Raw genomic sequence first — 17,271 nt, 5'->3', positions numbered from 1 at the left:
TTTGAAGGTCCATGTTCCCAGAAACCTCTCATCGGAATGTGAACCGCACAGCGCGTGTGCGCCCGCGCAGGGGTTTCGATCCTGACAGACAGTGGCATTTCGCTATGGTTTAACAGCGTTCGCAGCAGCCGAGACGAGACCGCCATGACCCCTGCCAAGACCTCATTTGCCGATGCCGAAACACTGGATTTTCCCGGTGCCATCACCCTGCGCATCTTGCTGACCGGCGATCAAACTGGCGGCACGATGGAGGTATTCGAGGATATCGTTCATCCGGGTGTAGGTCCCGGTCGCCATATCCACCACCAACAAGACGAGACGTTCTTTTTCCTTGAAGGCGAATTCGACGTCGAAATCGATGGTCAGTTGCACCGAATGTCACCGGGCGATGTGGCCTTTGTTCCGCGCGGCACGGTTCATGCATTCAAGAACGTGGGCGATACGCCCGGACGGCTGCGCTATATCTTTTCCCCCGCGCTTCAGGTCGAGGCAATGTTCCGCGCCTTTCATACCGCATTGCAGGCCGAGGCTCTGACGCCCGACGAAATGGCCCGGATCGCCGAGGCGCATTGCCAAGAGTTCGTTGGGCCACCGCTTTGACAGCGACCCAACGCACCGGTCAACGGACGCTGTCGAACATGTCCAGCAGGGTTTCCAGTGTGGCCCTGTCTTGTGCTGAATACTGCGCCTCACGGCTGCGCCACAGCGTCGCCTGAGACCGCAGAATCAAGCCATCTGACAGGATCTTGAGGTGATTGGCCCGCAAGGTTTCCCCGGTCGAGGTGATATCGGCGATCCCCTCAGCCGTTTCATTGGCCACCGTCCCTTCGGTCGCGCCCTGACTATCGACCAGCGCGAAATCGGCCACGCCGCTGTCGGTCAGAAACTCGCGCACCAGACGGTGATACTTGGTGGCAATCCGCATCCGGTGGCCGTGCACCTCGCGAAATGCGGTCGCGGCGGCGTCCAGGTCATCTAGCGTGTCCACGTCAACCCAACAGCTTGGCACCGCAATGATCAGGTCGGCCTGGCCAAAACCAAGCGGTGCGATCTCTTCGACCTGTTGCTCCCAACGGGGCAGCTTCTCGTGCACGAGATCTGCACCGGTCACACCCAGATGAATGCGCCCCGCGGCCAGCTCACGCGGGATTTCACCCGCCGACAGCAGCACCAGCTGGACGTTGTCGATCCCTTCGACCTTGCCTGCGTATTCGCGGTCAGATCCGGTCCGCGACAGGCTGACGCCACGCTTTTCGAACCAGGCAAAGGTCTTTTCCATCAGCCGCCCCTTGGACGGCACACCGAGTTTCAGGCTCATTGCGCGGCCTCCTCGATTTCGAGCATCAGGTCAGGACGCAACACGCCCCCCACTGCCGGGATTTCCGCACCATTGCCCAACTGCCGCGTCAGCGCGTCATAGCGTCCACCCGTGGCGATCGGAGGCAGATCGGGCCGACGTTCCGCATAAAAGCCAAAGACGAACCCGTCGTAGTACTCCATCGAGGTGCGGCCATAGGCGGCCTCGAAATCCAGGTCGTGCACGTTGACGCCACGCGCCGCCAAGGCGGCAATCCGCGCCTCGAGCCGGTCCAGCGCGGGCGAGATCTGCGGCAGGTCCACTGCCACATCCCGCAGCTGCTCCAGGGCAAATGGCATCGTTTCACGTACGGCGAGCAAGCTGTCGAGGCCGACCATTTCCGTGTCCGAGATTGGGCCCGTCGCGGCATCCTCGCGCAGCGCTTCGATCCGTGCTTCGATTTCGGCGGCCTTGCGCTTGCCGATCATCGGCGCTTCGAACCCCATGGGGTTGTCCGCCGCCAGCAGCGCCTCGCGGCTGGCAGGCACCGGTGTACGCCCGGCAAAGCGATCCAGAAGCGCGCGGAACCGTCGCGGTCGCCAAAGATGGCGCATCAACGCGGCCTTGCGGCGCTCGGTTGTTTTTAGGCCCTGAACGGCTGCGATCAGGATACCGATGTCGCCCGTGGCCGCCCGCAAGGACAGCCCACGCAGCTGCAATGCAAAGAGCGAGAACACCTCGGCATCCGCAGCTGCCGGGTCGTCGCGGTCAAAAACCTCGTACCCGACCTGAACATATTCATTGGACCGGTCGGGATCGTGTTCCTGACGGCGGAACACCTCGCCCGAGTAGGTATAGCGCGCGGGCTCGGCCCCGTCGCGCATGTGCATCTGCACCACTGGCACCGTGAAATCCGGGCGCATCATCTGTTCGCCGCGCAACGCGTCTGAGGTTACATAAGCGCGGGCACGAATGTCTTCGCCGTACAGATCCAGCAGGGTGCCCGCAGGCTGCAACAGGGGCGGATCGACCACTTGGCCGCCCGCCGCTTCGAACCGCACCCGCATCATCGCGGCGCGGGCCTGAATGTCGGAACGTGTGACCATGGATCAGCCCTGCCCATCCAGAATTTCACGCACCTTGGCGACCAATTCACTGCGTGGCACTTCGAACTGGCTGGGGCGTTCCTTCCATTCCTCCAGCGTCGCGCTTTCGGCAATCTTGGCGCCCAGGATCAGGTCCTTGATCTGGATGACCCCCGCCTCTTTCTCGCTGCCGCCTTCGATGACCGCGATCGGAGAATTGCGTTTGTCCGCATATTTCAACTGGTTGCCAAAGTTCTTGGGGTTGCCCAGATACACCTCGGCCCGGATGCCCGCATTGCGCAGCTCGGCAACCATCGCCTGATAATCCGCCATGCGGTCACGATCCATCACGGTCACCACCACGGGGCCGGTTTCAATCGCCTGAATGCGTCCCTTTTCGCGCAAAGCGGCCAGCAGGCGGTCCACGCCGATGGACACACCCGTCGCCGGAACCTCTTGGCCCGTGAACCGCTTGACCAGATCGTCATAGCGCCCCCCGCCCGAGACCGAGCCGAACTGCCGCTTGCGGCCTTTCTCGTCAAAGATTTCAAACGTCAGCTCGGCCTCATAAACCGGGCCGGTGTAATACCCCAGACCGCGCACGACCGAGGGGTCGATCTCGATCCGGTCAGAACCATAGCCGCCAGCGGCCAGCAATTCGCCGATCTGTTCCAGCTCGTTGATGCCGTCCGCGCCCACCTTGGACGCGCCAACAGCGGCGCGCAGGTTGGCCAGAGTTCCGGCCGCATCCGCCGCCTTTGAGGTCAGGAAGGCAATCACCGGTTCGGCCTGATCGTCGCTCAGGCCCACGCCGTCGATAAACGCACCAGAGGCGTCCAGTCGGCCCTTGGTGAGCAGCTCGCGCACGCCGACCTCGCCCACCTTGTCGAACTTGTCGATGGTGCGCAGGACGTTGTCGCGGGCGGCCTGGTCATCGCCCAGGCCCATCACCTCAAGCACGCCGTTCATGACCTTGCGGTTGTTGACGCGCACCAGGTAGTCGCCGCGCGGAATGCCGACGGTCTCCAGCGTGTCGCTGAGCATGGCGCAAATCTCGGCATCGGCTGCCATCGACGCGGTGCCAACGGTATCCGCATCGCACTGATAAAACTGGCGATAGCGCCCCGGTCCGGGCTTTTCGTTACGCCACACCGGCCCCATCGCATAGCGGCGATAGGGTGTCGGCAGGTCGTTGCGGTGCTGCGCATAGACGCGGGCCAAGGGCGCGGTCAGGTCATAGCGCAGGGCCATCCAGTCGCCGTTGCCGCCTTCGTCGAACTCTTGCCAGGCGAACACGCCCTCGTTCGGGCGGTCGACATCGGGCAGGAACTTGCCAAGTGCCTCGACCGTCTCAACCGCGCTGCTTTCCAGCGCGTCAAACCCGTATTGATGATACACATGGGCAATCTGCTGCAGCATCTGGGTGCGCTGCGTGACCTCGGAGCCGAAATAGTCGCGGAACCCTTTGGGCGTTGCGGCCTTGGGGCGGGGCTGTTTCTTGGTCTTTGCCATCGAAGTATCCTCAGGGGGCATCACTGTCGCGCGGGGTCTAGCCCATGCCCCGCCAAGGAGCAAGGTGACCGCAACGCGCATGGCGTGACTTGCAGCCTATCTAGATGTCGCCAAAGTCCCCAGACCGGCCTTTGCCTGAAGCAAATCGCGCAGCACCCGCCTGACCTTCGGCGGCAAAGGCCGCAAAGGACGCCCATTCCCGGCGCAGTGCGGCGGCCAGATCAGCAGGTGTCATGCGCGCCGACAGGTGATCGGCCAACATGCAGGCCTGCGGGAAGCGGATCAGATCAGCGGCAATCGCGCGCGCGACCTTCAGCGCCTCACCTTGCGGACAGGTCCGGTTGGCAAACCCAAGCGCCAGCGCTTCTTCCGCCTCAACCCCGCGCCCCGTCAGGATCAGGTCATTGGCCCGCCCCTGCCCCAGGATCTGTGGCAAGCGGATCGTGCCGCCATCAATCAACGGCACGCCCCAACGCCGACAGAACACGCCGGTGACCGCGCCCTGCGCCATGACGCGCATGTCGCACCAGGCCGCCAGTTCCATGCCGCCCGCCACAGCCGGGCCTTCGATGGCAGCGATCACGGGCTTTGACAACATCAGGCGCGATGGCCCCATCGGACCAGGGATGGGATGGGCCATTGGGTCGTCCCAGCCTTCCGGGATCTGAACTTCGGCCATCCAACCTGTTGCATCCCCTGCGCCTGCCGCCTTGAGATCGAAACCGGCGCAGAAGTATCCACCTGTTCCGGTCAGAATCGCGACACGCTGCGGCTCATCCGCCTCAAAATCAAGAAAAGCCTGATACAGCAGCCGTGCCGTCTCGGGGTTGACCGCGTTGCGGGCGTCGGGCCGGTTGATGGCAATGGTCGTGATGGCATCGCATTTGTCGATGGTGATGGTCATGGCGCTTTCTCCCTTTGATCACAGGTTCGGACCTGTCACATCGGGCTGGCAAGCGTGACGTTGCGCCTGTATGACAGGGCAGCACGCCAAAGGACCCATGCCCCATGCAAAAGCTCGAGGAACAGATCGCCCACCTGACCCGCATGGTCGAGGAAATGAGCGACGTTGTGGCCCGCCAGGAGACCGAGATCGCCCTTCTGACCCGACGCGTGCAGATGCTGATGGAGCGTGAGGCCGAGCGCGAACAAGCAGGCGCGGATGGCATTGTTCTGGGCGATGAACGTCCACCCCACTACTGATTACGCCGATCACGTCTAAGCCGACTGTTGACAAGTATCTGTTTCAAAACAGATACTCGTCTCATACTGCCAATTGAATACTTGAATACCCAAACGAGACGGCCTGCCGCTACCAATAGCGTACGGTCCCCAAAATCTGTTCAGGGAGATCAGTATGAAGACCCAAAGACGTTCCACCGCTTTCCTGTCCTCTGTTGCGATGGCCGCCGCACTGATGTTGCCCGGCGCGGGACAGGCCCAGATCAAGACCACCGAAGAGGCCGCTGCCAGCGCCTTTCCACCCGAGGCCTTTTCGCCCTACGCCAACCGATCCATTCCGATCCAGCCTTTGTGGGGTGAGACGCACCTGCACACCGGTCTGTCGCTGGACGCAGGCGCATTTGGCAACATCCTGGGGCCTGATGACGCTTGGGCCTTTGCCAAGGGCGAGCAGGTGGTTTCGTCCACCGGTCTTCCGGTAAAGCTCAGCCGTCCGTTGGATTGGATGGTGCTGACAGATCACACCGACATGATGGGCTTTGCCCCCGATCTGCAAGCTGGCAAACCCGGCATTCTGTCCGATCCCAAGGGGCGCGAATGGTACGAGGGCTATTCCAAAGGTGGCGAGGCCGCGGGTAAGTCAGCCTTTGATCTGATCACCAATTTTTCGCAAGGCACCCTGCCCGAAGCGATTCTGAAATCCTACAGCCCTGGCGCGGATGCCTTTGCTTTTGTCTGGGAAAAGATCGTTCTGGCAGCTGAGAGAGCGAACGAACCGGGCGAGTTCACCGCATTCATCGGGTTCGAATGGACCTCTGTACCCAAGGGCTTCAACCTGCACCGCAACGTGATGCTGCGCGACGGCCCAACCCGCGCGCTGCAAGTGGTGCCTCCGGTGACCCAGGCACCTTATGGCGATACCGATCCGAACTATCTTTATGACTGGCTGGAGATGTACCAGGAGAAGACCGGCGGCCGGGCCGTTGCGTTTTCTCATAACGGCAACCTGTCGAACGGCTGGATGTTCCCAACTACGGATACCTATCACGGTGGCGTCGTGGACGAGGACTATGTCGAGCGCCGCGCCAAATGGGAGCCGCATTACGAAGTCACCCAGATCAAGGGCGATGGAGAGGCGCATCCCTTCCTCAGCCCCGATGACGAGTTTGCAGATTACGAAAACTGGGACGTCGGCAATCTGGATCTGACCGAGCTGAAAACCGACGAGATGCTGGGCGGTGAGTATGCCCGCGAGGCCCTGAAACAGGGGCTGGCGCTTGAGGCGAAGCTGGGCACCAACCCCTACAAATTTGGTCTTGGCGGGGCAACGGACAGTCATACCGCGCTGGCCACAGCTGAAGAAGAAAACTTTTTCAGCAAATCCACCAGCGTCGAACCCTCGCCCACGCGGATCGAACACCCATTCATCGCCAGCGACCTTGGCCGGATCGAGGGATACCAACTGGTCGCCTCGGGCTATACTGCAGTCTGGGCCGAGGAAAACACCCGCAGCGCCATCTTTGATGCGTTCAAACGCCGCGAGACCTACGCCACCACTGGCCCACGCATTGGCCTGCGGTTCTTTGGCGGTTGGGAGTTCAGCGAGGATGACCTTAGGTCACGCTCGCCTGCCATCATCGGCTATAACAAGGGCGTGCCCATGGGAGGCGACATGCGTCCGCGTGACGGCGACAGTGCCCCGAGCTTCCTGATCTTTGCCCTGCGCGACCCGATCGGTGCCAATCTGGACCGGATTCAGGTGGTCAAGGGCTGGATGGACGCCGAAGGCAAGTTGCACGAAAAGGTCCACAACGTGGTCTGGTCCGATGACCGTGAAATGGACGGCGACGGCAAACTGCCCGAGGTGGGCAACACCGTCGATCTGGAAACCGCAAGCTGGACCAACACCATCGGTGCGGCGGAACTGGCTACGGTCTGGACCGATCCCGATTTCGACGCAGGCGAGCGTGCGTTCTACTATGTCCGCGTGCTGGAAATCCCGACGCCGCGTTGGGTCGTATACGACAAGCTTCGCTTTGGCATCGAACTGCCCGAAGAAGCGCAGCTGATCCACCAGGAACGCGCCTATTCCTCGCCGATCTGGTACACACCTGCTGAAGGATAAGAACAGTTTGAGCGCCGTCCATCAGGGCGGCGCTTGCACTTAGAGCTCTTCGACCGCCATCACCCCATCAAGCGACTTGAGCGCGCCTTTGATCTGCGGGCTGATCGGGAAATCGCGGCCAAGGTCCATTTCGACATCGCCGGGCAATCCGGCGGCAATCAAACACACCTGGATCGGCCCGCGCGACGCGCCCTTGGCCGCCTCGGCGGCATCGGCCAACACCTTGGCCACTGTCGGCACCGCCTCGGGTGCTTCCAAAAACACCTTGAGCCCGCTGGTTCCGGTCGAGGACGAAATCGCCGCATCAATCGGCCCAACGGACCGGCCCAGCAGTTTCAGCTGATCGGATTCCATCGTCGCCTCGGCCTGCACCACCACATGTGCGCCGGTTTCCAGATGCTCGCGGCATTTCTCCAACGCCTCCGAGAACAGCGTGACCTCATAGGCCCCGGTCGGATCCGACAGCTGGGCAAAGGCAAACCGGTTGCCGCGCGCCGATTTACGCTCCTGCCGCCCGGCGACAACGCCTGCGATCTTGGCAATCAGCGGGCTGGAGCGCGCCTTTTCCATTACCTCATCCAGCGTCAGCACGCCCTTGCGTTTGAGCGCGGGCATGTAGTCGTCCAGCGGGTGCCCGGACAGGTAGAAGCCAATCGCCTTGAACTCTTCGCTCAGGCGTTCCGCCGCCAGCCAATCGGGTGAGTTTGACAGGCGCGGTTCGGGCAGATCATCGCCCGCCTCGCCAAACAGCGACACCTGGTTCGAGTTCTTCTGCTCCTGAATGGCCGCTGAATAGTTCACCAACGGCTCAAGGCTCTCAAAAACACGGCGTCGGTTAGGATCAAGCTGATCGAACGCCCCGGCCCGCGCCATCATCTCAAGCGGACGTTTTCCGACACGTTTCAAATCCACCCGGCGGGCGAAATCAAACAGGTTCACAAACGGCTTGTCGCCCCGCCCCTGCACGACAAGATTCATCGCCTCGACGCCCACGTTTTTGAGCGCGCCCAGCGCATAGACCAACTCGCCATTCACCACATCGAATGTCGCCAGCGAGCGGTTTACGCAAGGCGGCACATAGGGCAGTTTCAGCCCCTTGCGGACCTCTTCGAAATAGATCGCCAGCTTGTCGGTCAGATGGATATCGCAGTTCATGACGCCGCCCATGAACTCCACCGGGTGGTTCGCCTTGAGCCAGCCGGTTTGATACGACACCACCGCATAAGCCGCCGCGTGGGATTTGTTGAAACCGTAGTTGGCGAACTTCTCGAGAAGGTCGAAAACCTCAGACGCCTTCTTTTTGTCGACCCCGTTTTCGCCCGCGCCCTTTTCGAACTTGGGGCGCTCGGCGTCCATCGCCTCTTTGATCTTTTTACCCATCGCACGGCGCAGCAGGTCAGCGCCGCCAAGCGAATAACCCGCCATGACCTGCGCGATCTGCATCACCTGTTCCTGGTAAACGATGATGCCCTGCGTCTCGGCCAGAATATGGTCGATCAGCGGGTGAACAGATTCAATTTCCTTGATCCCGTTCTTGACCTCGCAATAGGTCGGGATGTTCTCCATCGGCCCCGGACGATAAAGCGCCACAAGGGCGACGATGTCCTCGATACAGGTCGGTTTCATGCGCTTGAGCGCATCCATCATACCGGTGGATTCCACCTGGAACACTGCCACCGTCTTGGCCGCCGAATACAGATCATAGGTCGGCTTGTCATCGAGCGGGATGGCGTTGATCTCATTCGCCGCGCCATCGGCGGGTTCATAAAGCTGCGTTCCATCGGCGGCGACATGCAGATCGCGCCCGGATTTGAAGATCAGATCCATGGCGTTCTGAATGACTGTCAGAGTCTTCAGACCCAGAAAGTCGAACTTCACCAGCCCGGCCTGTTCCACCCATTTCATGTTGAACTGGGTTGCGGGCATGTCCGAACGCGGGTCCTGATAGAGCGGCACCAGGGCATCCAGCGGACGGTCCCCGATCACCACACCGGCCGCGTGGGTCGAGGCGTTCCTGAGCAGCCCCTCAACCTGCTGCCCATAGGTGAGCAGCCGGTTCACGACCTCTTCGTTGCGGGCCTCTTCGGCCAGGCGCGGCTCATCCTGCAGGGCCTTTTCGATGCTGACGGGTTTGACCCCCTCGACCGGGATCATCTTGGACAGCCGGTCGACCTGGCCATAAGGCATCTGCAACACCCGGCCCACGTCGCGCACGGCGGCCTTGGACAGAAGCGCACCAAAGGTGATGATCTGGCCGACTTTGTCGCGCCCGTATTTCTCTTGCACGTAGCGGATCACCTCTTCGCGGCGGTCCATGCAAAAGTCGATGTCGAAGTCGGGCATCGAAACCCGTTCGGGGTTGAGGAAGCGTTCGAAGAGCAAGCTGTAGCGCAAAGGATCAAGGTCGGTAATTGTCAGCGCATAGGCCACCAGCGATCCCGCACCCGATCCCCGCCCCGGCCCCACCGGAATATCATGATCCTTGGACCATTGGATAAAGTCCGCAACGATCAGGAAGTAGCCGGGAAACCCCATCCCTTCGATGATGCCAAGCTCAAAATCCAACCGTTCCTGATACTCCTCGACCGAAACCGCATGCGGGATCACTGCCAGACGTTTTTGCAACCCGTCGTTGGCGATACGGCGCAGTTCGGCGACTTCGTCGTCGGCAAACTTGGGCAGGATCGGATCACGGCGATACGCCATGAACGCGCAGCGCTTGGCGATCTCGACCGTGTTTTCGATGGCTTCGGGCAGGTCGGCAAAAAGCGTCACCATCTCTTGCTGCGATTTGAAATAGTGCTGAGCCGTCAGACGCCGCCGCCCCTCTTGCTGGTCGACATAGGCGCCTTCGGAAATGCAGATCAGCGCATCATGCGCCTCGTACATCTTAGTGGTCGGGAAGTAGGCGTCGTTGGTGGCCACCAGTGGCAGGTTCTTGGCATAGGCCATTTCCACGTGGCCGCGCTCGGTCAGACGCTCGGACTCTGGCTGACCATCTTCACCCGGGTGGCGCTGCAGCTCGACATACAAGCGATCCGGGTAAATCGCCGCCAGCCGGTCCATCAGCTCTTCGGCCGCCGGACGTTGCCCCGCCTGCAAGAGCCGCCCAACAGGTCCCTCGGGACCGCCCGACAGGCAGATCACGCCCTCGGAATAGGTCGCAAGCTCATCCATCGTGACCTGCGGCAGTTGCCCGCCCTTGTCCACGTACAGGCATGAGTTCAGCTTCATCAGGTTCTCATACCCGCGCTCGGTCTGCGCCAGCAGAACCACGCCTGCCGGGTCCTTTGGTTTTTCCCCTGGCTGTGGTGCCAGATAGGCCAGATCGACCTGACAGCCAATGATGGGCTGTACCCCTGCACCTGCCGCACCGACCGAAAACTCAAGCGCAGAAAACAGGTTGTTGGTGTCGGTGACGGCCACCGCGGGCATGTCCATCTGCACGCAAAGACCGGGCAGCTTTTTCAGCCGCATGGCCCCCTCGAGAAGAGAGTATTCGGTGTGGACGCGGAGGTGAATGAATCGGGGATCGCTGCTCATCCGCTCAAGCTAGCGCAGCCCGCGAAGAGGGGAAAGGCGCAAGCGACCGCTCTTCGGAATGTCGAAATAATAGGCAGTACTTTTCGGGTATTCTTGAAGGTGTTTCAACCCTCGCACCTGCCGCAAAACAGGCAAGGCATTGCGTTTTCAGCATCTTAAGCCCGAAATCCCACCCCAAACACCTCGCAATTTGATGCAAAATGTTGCATCGCAGAATGACTTTTTCTTGCCAGAACTTGCGCCCCCTTTCTAATCTGGGACGCAATTATATGCCTGCGCTCTTTTTACGTCGCATCGAAGGGGCGCGCTGACAGGCACAACGGGGTAACGCGACGGGTTTTCGAATATGGACATCACGTTTCTTCTGAACGGAGAGACTGTGGAGCTGGAGGGCGTGTCGCCCACGGCCACGCTGCTGGATTGGCTGCGCGAGGAACGACATCTTCGCGGCACCAAAGAAGGCTGCAACGAGGGCGACTGCGGCGCTTGCACAGTCATGGTCAGTGACGCGGACGGCGCAAAGGCGCTGAACTCCTGCATCCTGTTTCTGCCGCAACTGCACGGCAAGGCGATCCGCACGGTCGAAGGTGTGGGCGAGGCTGACGGCACGCTGCATCCGGTACAGGACGCCATGATCAAGCATCACGGCTCGCAATGTGGGTTCTGCACACCCGGTTTCGTGATGTCGATGACAGCAGCTCATGCCAACGGCGCCACCGATCACGACACACAATTGGCCGGCAACCTGTGCCGCTGCACCGGATACGCCCCGATCGTCCGTGCGGCTGAAGCTTGCGAAGACAAGCCTGTCCCAACTTGGGTAAACAAGGACCGTTCCTTCCTCTTGCCAAAAATATCCCGGGGGGAGGACGAAGTCCGGGGGGCAGAGCCCCCGTTCGCCCCCACCATTGCAGATGAGTTGGCGACCGTCTACGCCCAACACCCCGATGCAACGCTGATCGCCGGTGCCACGGACGTGGGCCTTTGGGTCACCAAACAGCTGCGCGATCTGAAATCAATCATTTTCCTGAACCGCTGCAATGACCTGAAAACGGTCGAGGTCACAGACACGCGCGTTCGCTTTGGCGCCATGGTCGACATGAATACCGTGGGCGAGACCTTGACCGACCTGCACCCGTCTTACGCCGAAATGGTTCGCCGCTACGCCTCGGTCCAAGTGCGCCACGCCGCCACAATCGGCGGTAACATCGCCAATGGCTCTCCCATTGGGGACAACCCGCCCGCGCTGATCGCGCTTGGTGCGACCCTGCATCTGCGCAAGGAAGACACCCGCCGCGACGTGTTGCTCGAGGATTTCTTCATCGACTACGGCAAGCAGGACCGCAAACCGGGTGAGTTTGTCGAGGCGGTGAGTTTCCCCCGCCAGCCCGACACGCTGAAATGCTACAAGTTGAGCAAACGGTTCGATCAGGACATCTCAGCCGTCTGCGGCTGTTTCAACATCACGATCGAGGATGGAACCGTAACGGGCGCTCGTATCGCGTTCGGCGGCATGGCCGGTATCCCGAAACGCGCTGCGGCGGTAGAGGCCGCGTTGATCGGTCAGCCCTGGACGGCCACGACCATCACCACAGCCAAAGCCAAGTTCGACGCAGACTTCACACCACTCACGGACATGCGCGCCTCGGCCGAATACCGCCTTGAAACCGCCCGCACCCTGCTGGAGCGCTACTTTGCCGAAAGCCAGGGCCAGACCACCAATGTGCTGGAGGTGTCGGCATGAGCGTGACCAAACCCCTCCCCCATGACGCCGCGCGCCTGCATGTGACGGGATCGGCCCGCTACGTGGATGACATCCCCTCGCCCGCTGGCACGCTGCATTTGGCCTTTGGTCAGTCCCCGATTGCAAAGGGGCGCATCACCGCGATGAACCTAGATGCGGTAAAGGCCGCCCCCGGTGTCATGGCCGTGATGGTGGCGGATGATCTGCCTTTCGCCAATGACGTCTCGCCGTCGATCCATGACGAACCGCTGTTGTCGGATGGTACGGTGAACTACGTGGGCCAGCCTGTGTTTCTGGTGATTGCCGAAAGCCACTTGGCCGCGCGCAAGGCCGCACGGTTGGGCCAGATCGACTATGTCGAGGAAACGCCCCTGCTGACTGTTGATGAGGCTCTGGCCGCCGACAGCCGGTTCGAAGAAGGCCCGCGCATCTACGAAAAAGGCGATGCCGAGGCCGCGATTGATGCCGCACCGCGCCAGATCGAGGCGACGTTTGAAATTGGCGGGCAAGAGCATTTCTACCTCGAAGGTCAGGCCGCCATGGCCGTGCCGAACGAGGGCGGTGACATGCTGGTTCATTCCTCGACCCAGCACCCCACCGAGATCCAACACAAGGTGGCCGAGGCGCTTGGTGTGCCGATGCACGCCGTTCGGGTCGAAACCCGGCGCATGGGCGGTGGCTTTGGCGGCAAGGAGAGCCAAGGCAACGCGCTGGCCGTGTCCTGCGCCGTGGCTGCACGTCTGACCGGTCGCACCTGCAAGATGCGCTATGACCGCGACGACGACATGGTGATTACCGGCAAACGGCACGAGTTCCGCATCTCTTACCGTGTCGGCTTTGACGATGATGGCCGTGTGCAGGGCGTCTCGTTCAAGCATTATACCCGCTGTGGCTGGGCGCAGGATCTGTCGCTGCCAGTCGCCGACCGTGCCATGCTGCATTCGGATAATGCCTATCTGCTGCCCAATGCTCGGATTGAAAGCCACCGTCTGAAGACCAACACCCAATCCGCCACCGCCTATCGCGGCTTTGGCGGACCGCAGGGCATGGTCGGGATCGAACGGGTCATGGATCACATCGCCCATGATCTGGGACTTGACCCGGTCGAGGTGCGCAAGCGGAACTATTACGCCGCCAAGGCCGACGCCTTAGGGCAAGACGACAACTCGACCCCCTATGGCATGCAGGTTGAGGATTTCGAACTGCACGGCATGACCGAGCGACTGCTGGAAACCAGCAACTATGCCGCCCGCAAAGCAGCCATCGAGGAATGGAACGCCGAAAACCCCATCGTGAAAAAGGGTATCGCCTTTGCCCCGGTGAAGTTCGGAATCTCTTTTACGCTGACCCACCTCAATCAGGCCGGCGCTTTGGTGCACGTCTATCAGGACGGCTCTGTCCACCTGAACCACGGTGGCACCGAAATGGGCCAAGGGCTGTTCCAGAAGGTTGCGCAAGTGGCGGCCAGCCGTTTTGGAATTCCGCTGGATCTGGTCAAGATCACCGCAACCGACACCGCCAAGGTGCCCAACACCTCGGCCACGGCAGCCTCTTCCGGGTCTGACCTGAATGGTATGGCGGTCAAAGCCGCCTGCGACACCATCCGCGACCGGATGGCCGAGTTCCTGGCCGAGCGCCATCAGGCTGAGGTCAACGACGTCACCTTCAGCGACGGCAATGTCGAGATCGGCGAGGCGCGTTACACGTTCCAAGAGGCAGCATCGATGGCCTATCAGGGTCGCATCAGCCTGTCGGCCACAGGGTTCTACAAAACGCCCAAGATCGAATGGGACCGGATCAAGGGGCATGGGCGGCCGTTCTTCTACTTTGCCTATGGCGCGTCGATCACCGAGGTGGCGATCGACACCCTGACCGGCGAGAACCGCATCCTGCGCACCGACATTCTGCATGATGCTGGCGCCTCGCTGAACCCGGCGCTGGATATTGGTCAGGTCGAAGGCGGCTATGTGCAGGGCGCGGGTTGGCTGACGACTGAGGAACTGGTCTGGGATGATCAGGGCCGTCTGCGCACACACGCGCCATCGACCTACAAGATCCCCGCCTGTTCGGACCGCCCGGATGTCTTCAACGTCGCCCTTTGGGACGAGCAGAACCGCGAGGATACGATCTATCGCTCCAAAGCGGTGGGTGAGCCACCCTTCATGCTCGGCATCTCTGCCTGGCTGGCGCTGTCGAACGCGGTTGCCGCCTGCGGCGACGCCTATCCGGCCATCGATGCCCCCGCTACGGCCGAAGAGGTCTGGGCCAGGGTGCGGAGGGTTCGCGATGGGATTTGACCTGGAGGCTTTGAGGGAGGCAGTCAAATCCCACGGGCGCGTCACCCGCGTCGTGATCGCCGCGATCAAGGGGTCATCCCCGCGTGAGGTCGGCGCATCCATGCTGGTCTGGCCCGGCGGCCAGTCCGGTACCATCGGTGGCGGAACATTGGAGTTCGAGGCGGCAGAGACCGCGCGGCGGCAAACTGCGGACCGTGTTCTCAGCCATCACGCACTTGGCCCCGACATGGGGCAGTGCTGTGGCGGAGCGGTTTCGTTGCTATGTGAGGTGTATGACGCTGAAGCCGTAAACACGCTGGACGCTGAGATCATCTGCCGCGCCACCGATGACCGCACCATGCCGCTGACAGTCAAGCGCGTGTTGAATGAGGCGCGCGGACAAGGCACCCGGCCTGAGGCGCAGTTGATCGACGGCTGGATGATCGAACCGGTGCACAAACCCGCGCGTCAGCTTTGGATCTGGGGCGCAGGTCACGTGGGCCGCGCGCTGGTCGATGTGCTGTCCCCCCTGCCGGATCTGGCGATCACCTGGGTGGACACCGGGCCAGAGCGGTTTCCCGAAACCATCCCGGCAGGCGTGACGACTTTGCCAGCGGCCAAACCGGCGGAACTTGTGCGCTACGCCCCGATAGATGCCGAGCATCTGGTGCTGACATATTCACACACGCTTGATCTGGAACTGTGCAACCGCTTGTTAAATCACGATTTCGCCTTTGCCGGATTGATCGGCTCGGCTACCAAGTGGGCGCGATTCCGTTCCCGGCTGGGCAAATTGGGGCACCCCCCCGACCGCATCAGCCGGATCACCTGCCCAATCGGTGACCCGTCCTTGGGCAAGCACCCGCAAATGATCGCCGTGGGCGTTGCAGCTGACATGCTGCGCCCGGCGCAAATCAAAACCGTGGCAGAGACACGAAAAAAGGACCTGAGCGCGTGACAACTCCACTTCTGAGCCTTCAAGGGCTGACCAAGGCATACCCAGGCGTAGTGGCCAACGACACCGTCTCGTTCGATATCGGACAGGGCGAGGTTCATGCGCTGCTTGGGGAAAACGGCGCGGGAAAATCCACGCTGGTGAAAATGATTTACGGGCTGGTGAAGCCCGACAGCGGCACAATGGTGCTGAACGGCCAACCTTTTGCCCCGGCTGAACCGCGGGCTGCGCGGGCTGACGGCATCGCAATGGTGTTCCAGCACTTTTCGCTCTTTGACGCGCTGAACGTGGCTGAGAACATCGCTTTGGGGATGGAAAACCCGCCCAAGATGGGCGACCTGGCCGCGCGCATCCGCGAAGTGTCAGAGACATATGGCCTGCCGCTCGACCCGTTTCGAACGGTGGGCGACCTGTCCGCAGGTGAGCGCCAGCGGGTCGAAATCATTCGCTGCCTGCTGCAAGATCCCAAGCTGCTGATCATGGACGAACCGACATCGGTTCTGACCCCGCAAGAGGTCGATATCCTGTTTGAAACGTTGCAGAAACTGCGGTCCGAGGGCACCTCGATCCTGTATATCTCGCACAAACTGGAAGAGATCCGGACGCTCTGTGACCACGCGACGATCCTGCGATTGGGCAAGAACGTGGGCGAATGCATCCCGTCTGAAACTTCGGCTCGCGACATGGCCGAGATGATGGTTGGCACGACCTTGCAAACTCCCGAGCGCTCTGGTCGTGATTTTGGCGAGGTGGCTTTGGACATTTCGGGCCTTTCGGTGCCATCGCCCTCCGAATTCGGCACGGCGCTGCGCAACCTGCACCTGACCGTGCGTCGAGGTGAGGTTCTGGGTGTCGGCGGTGTCGCCGGTAACGGTCAGGACGAACTGCTGGGCGTGTTGTCGGGTGAGATCACAACCGCACCGGATGCGGTCAAGATGAACGGCCAGCCCATTGGCAAACTGGGCCCAACCGCCCGTCGCAAATTGGGCCTGCTGTCCGCGCCCGAAGAACGCCTGGGCCACGCGGCGGCACCGGACATGAGCCTGACAGAAAACGCTCTGCTCACCGGATCGGTGCGCGAAGGGTTGGAAAGCAACGGCTTCCTGAAATGGGGCGAAACGCAAAGCTTTGCGGAACGCATTATCAAAGAGTTTGACGTGCGCACCCCAGGTCCCGACAACGCAGCACGATCGCTGTCGGGCGGGAACCTGCAAAAGTTCGTCATTGGTCGCGAGGTTCTGCAAAACCCCGACGTGCTGGTGGTGAACCAGCCGACATGGGGCGTGGACGCCGCCGCTGCGGCCTCGATCCGGCAGGCCATTCTGGATTTGGCGGCCAAAGGCACTGCCGTGGTCTGCATCAGCCAGGATCTGGATGAACTGATGGAGATATCGGACAGCTTTGCCGCCCTGAACGAGGGCCGCCTGAGCGCCCCGCGGGAAACCACCGGCCTGACAGTTGACGAGATCGGCCTGATGATGGGCGGCGCACACGGAATGGAGGTGGCGCATGTCTGACCGACAGATCCGCCTCCGGCGGCCGTATTTGGAAC

12 protein-coding genes are annotated in these 17,271 nt (G+C 61.4%); 7 read left to right on the top strand and 5 right to left on the bottom strand.

Annotation, left to right across the window (positions count from 1 at the left end; translation table 11 throughout):
• Positions 1 to 144 precede the first annotated feature (144 nt).
• Positions 145 to 600 (top strand): cupin domain-containing protein, encoded by a 456-nt coding sequence (locus tag TRL7639_RS05210; protein ID WP_133057613.1) that lies wholly within the window; start codon positions 145 to 147, stop codon positions 598 to 600.
• Positions 601 to 619: 19 nt separating this feature from the next.
• Here the strand turns inward: TRL7639_RS05210 and hisG are convergent, their stop codons facing one another.
• The 4 genes from hisG to TRL7639_RS05190 all read right to left on the bottom strand — a co-directional run bounded on the left by hisG (position 620) and on the right by TRL7639_RS05190 (position 4,798).
• Positions 620 to 1,318 (bottom strand): ATP phosphoribosyltransferase, encoded by a 699-nt coding sequence (gene hisG / locus TRL7639_RS05205; protein ID WP_085794701.1) that lies wholly within the window; start codon positions 1,316 to 1,318, stop codon positions 620 to 622.
• On the bottom strand, positions 1,315 to 2,403 hold the full coding sequence (locus tag TRL7639_RS05200) for an ATP phosphoribosyltransferase regulatory subunit (RefSeq protein WP_085794700.1): 1,089 nt from the start codon (positions 2,401 to 2,403) through the stop codon (positions 1,315 to 1,317). The genes hisG and TRL7639_RS05200 overlap by 4 nt, the downstream gene beginning before the upstream one ends.
• A gap of 3 nt (positions 2,404 to 2,406) precedes the next feature.
• Positions 2,407 to 3,894, bottom strand: a complete 1,488-nt coding sequence (gene hisS / locus TRL7639_RS05195) for a histidine--tRNA ligase (protein ID WP_085794699.1) — start codon at positions 3,892 to 3,894, stop codon at positions 2,407 to 2,409.
• Between the two features lie 100 nt (positions 3,895 to 3,994).
• Positions 3,995 to 4,798: a crotonase/enoyl-CoA hydratase family protein gene (locus TRL7639_RS05190; RefSeq protein ID WP_085794698.1), complete on the bottom strand. Its 804-nt coding sequence runs from the start codon at positions 4,796 to 4,798 to the stop codon at positions 3,995 to 3,997.
• A 104-nt stretch (positions 4,799 to 4,902) separates the two neighbouring features.
• Between TRL7639_RS05190 and TRL7639_RS05185 the strand changes: the two genes are divergently transcribed.
• A complete protein-coding gene (locus TRL7639_RS05185) occupies positions 4,903 to 5,097 on the top strand; it encodes a SlyX family protein (RefSeq protein ID WP_085794697.1) in 195 nt (64 codons plus the stop codon).
• 154 nt (positions 5,098 to 5,251) lie between these two features.
• A complete protein-coding gene (locus TRL7639_RS05180) occupies positions 5,252 to 7,201 on the top strand; it encodes a DUF3604 domain-containing protein (RefSeq protein WP_235820258.1) in 1,950 nt (649 codons plus the stop codon).
• 39 nt (positions 7,202 to 7,240) lie between these two features.
• Here the strand turns inward: TRL7639_RS05180 and dnaE are convergent, their stop codons facing one another.
• Positions 7,241 to 10,744, bottom strand: coding sequence for a DNA polymerase III subunit alpha (gene dnaE, locus TRL7639_RS05175; protein ID WP_085794696.1), 3,504 nt, complete (start codon positions 10,742 to 10,744; stop codon positions 7,241 to 7,243).
• 346 nt (positions 10,745 to 11,090) lie between these two features.
• Here dnaE and xdhA point away from each other — a divergent pair, with 346 nt between their 5' ends.
• From xdhA to TRL7639_RS05155, 4 genes are read left to right on the top strand one after another with little or no spacing between them, the layout of a single operon-like run.
• A complete protein-coding gene (gene xdhA, locus TRL7639_RS05170) occupies positions 11,091 to 12,488 on the top strand; it encodes a xanthine dehydrogenase small subunit (RefSeq protein ID WP_085794695.1) in 1,398 nt (465 codons plus the stop codon).
• Positions 12,485 to 14,785, top strand: coding sequence for a xanthine dehydrogenase molybdopterin binding subunit (gene xdhB, locus TRL7639_RS05165; protein ID WP_085794694.1), 2,301 nt, complete (start codon positions 12,485 to 12,487; stop codon positions 14,783 to 14,785). Before xdhA ends, xdhB begins: the two co-directional genes overlap by 4 nt.
• Positions 14,775 to 15,722, top strand: a complete 948-nt coding sequence (gene xdhC, locus TRL7639_RS05160) for a xanthine dehydrogenase accessory protein XdhC (RefSeq protein WP_085794693.1) — start codon at positions 14,775 to 14,777, stop codon at positions 15,720 to 15,722. The genes xdhB and xdhC overlap by 11 nt, the downstream gene beginning before the upstream one ends.
• The gene (locus TRL7639_RS05155; RefSeq protein ID WP_085794692.1) at positions 15,719 to 17,236 is read left to right on the top strand and encodes an ABC transporter ATP-binding protein; all 1,518 of its coding nucleotides are present in this window, start codon (positions 15,719 to 15,721) and stop codon (positions 17,234 to 17,236) included. Before xdhC ends, TRL7639_RS05155 begins: the two co-directional genes overlap by 4 nt.
• Positions 17,237 to 17,271 lie beyond the last annotated feature (35 nt).

This window comes from Falsiruegeria litorea R37 (genome assembly GCF_900172225.1).
GTDB lineage: Bacteria > Pseudomonadota > Alphaproteobacteria > Rhodobacterales > Rhodobacteraceae > Falsiruegeria > Falsiruegeria litorea.
The sequence above is the reverse complement of the archived record's forward strand: the minus strand, read 5'-3'. Positions and strand labels throughout refer to the sequence as shown.